3 protein-coding genes are annotated in these 1570 nt (G+C 67.3%); all 3 read right to left on the bottom strand.

Annotated elements, in window-relative coordinates; genetic code table 11:
* The coding region (locus VB714_RS21365) for an ATP-binding cassette domain-containing protein (protein WP_323226712.1) at window positions 1-317 on the bottom strand (317 nt) is incomplete at its 3' end.
* A gap of 13 nt (window positions 318-330) precedes the next feature.
* The gene (locus VB714_RS21360; protein WP_323226711.1) at window positions 331-531 is read right to left on the bottom strand and encodes a hypothetical protein; all 201 of its coding nucleotides are present in this window, start codon (window positions 529-531) and stop codon (window positions 331-333) included.
* Window positions 528-1570, bottom strand: a 1043-nt coding sequence (gene argC, locus VB714_RS21355) for an N-acetyl-gamma-glutamyl-phosphate reductase (RefSeq protein ID WP_323226710.1), incomplete at its 5' end; no start/stop codon positions are given. The genes VB714_RS21360 and argC, both read right to left, overlap by 4 nt.

The following is a 1570-nucleotide window of genomic DNA, read 5'->3' as shown; positions in this document are numbered from 1 at the left end:
TCCTCACCGTGGTAGAGGAGCTGGCCCTCCACCCGGGCGCTCGGGATCAGGTCGTTCATGCGGTTGAAGCACCGCAGCAGGGTGCTCTTGCCACAGCCTGACGGGCCGATGAGCGCGGTGATGTCCTTGTGGAAGATCTCCATCGAGATGTCCTTCACAGCGAGGACGTCGCCGTAGTGGACGCGCAGCCGGTCGAGGGCGAAGGTGACCTCGGCGCCTCGGTGGTCGGCAGACCGTCCCGTGCGGACATCGATGTCGGTGTCGATCGGTTTCCGTGCCACGGGAGCTGCCTCGAGGGTGTGTTGATCGATGGTCATGGGGTCGGTCCTCTCAGGTCCTGTCCTCGTACCGGCTGCGCAGCCAGATGGCGACGGAGTTCATCAACAGCACGACGGCGAGCATCAAGATCACGCCGGCTGCGGCCAGGACCCGGAAGTCCGCCTGGGGTCGACCGGCGTAGGTGAAGATCTGGACCGGCAGCGCGGAGTACCGGGAGCTGAAGAAGTCCGGGCTGGCGGCCGGCCCGGTCAAAGCCCTGCCGTCTCTTCCATGTCGAGCATCAGGTTCAGGCTCTGGATCGCCTGTCCGGCGGAGCCCTTCCACAGGTTGTCGATCGTCGCGAAGACGACGACCCGGTCGTTACCGGTGACCGGCTGGATGTGGCAGCGGTTGGTCGAGCGCACGTCGCGCATCCCTGGAGGGCTCGATACGACGTTGACGAACGGCTCGTCGTCGTAGCGGGCGGAGTAGAGCCGGTCGAGTTCGGCCTGCTCGAGATCACCCGAAGTACGCACGTAGCAGCTGACCAGCTCGCCCTGGTCGACCGGAACGAGATGGGGGACGAAGGTGAGGTGGTCGGCGCCGGATCCGCTCGGTGCGAGGCGGTCGAGCTTCTCGATGATTTCCGGCCGGTGGCGGTGGTCGGCGGGCTTGTAGGGAGTGACGTTCTCGGTCACCCCGACGAAAGACGTCGCCTCGCCACCGTTGCGCCCCGCGCCCGAGACGCCCGATTTGGCATCGATGACGACATCCTCGATCAGACCCTCTTCGGCCAGCGGCGCGAGGGCGAGCAGGGCTGCTGTCGGGTAGCAGCCCGGTCCGGCCACCAGCCCGGCCTTGCGGATCTGCTCCCGGCTCAGCTCCGGCAGGCCGTAGACGGCACCGTCGAGCAGTTCGGGTGCCCCATGGGGGCCGTAGTAGCGCTCATAGGTGGCGAGATCGCCCAGCCTGAAATCGGCCGAGAGGTCAACCACGCTCAGGCCCATGCCGCGCATCTCGGCTACCACCGGAGCAGATGCGCCGTGAGGGTAGGCGACGATACCGGCCTCGGCCTCCTCGAAGGCCTCGATGCCGGGGTCGGTGATCTCCAGCGGCACCTCGTATCGCGGGTAGATGTCACTGAGCCTGCGTCCCTGCTCCGAGCGACCGGTGATCCTCACCAGTTCCAGGCCGGGGTGACGCCAGACCAGCCAGGCCGAGAGCGCACCGGTATACCCGGTCACCCCGGCGACCATTACCCGGACGGTGGCCCCGTCGGGACCTGCGGCAATGCCCTGCGCTGTGTCGGCTG

The organism is Spirulina sp. 06S082, from assembly GCF_034932145.1.
In the GTDB taxonomy this organism is placed as follows: Bacteria; Cyanobacteriota; Cyanobacteriia; order Cyanobacteriales; family Spirulinaceae; genus CCY15215.
Note: the sequence above shows the minus strand (reverse complement) of the source record. Positions and strands in the feature narration are given on the sequence as shown.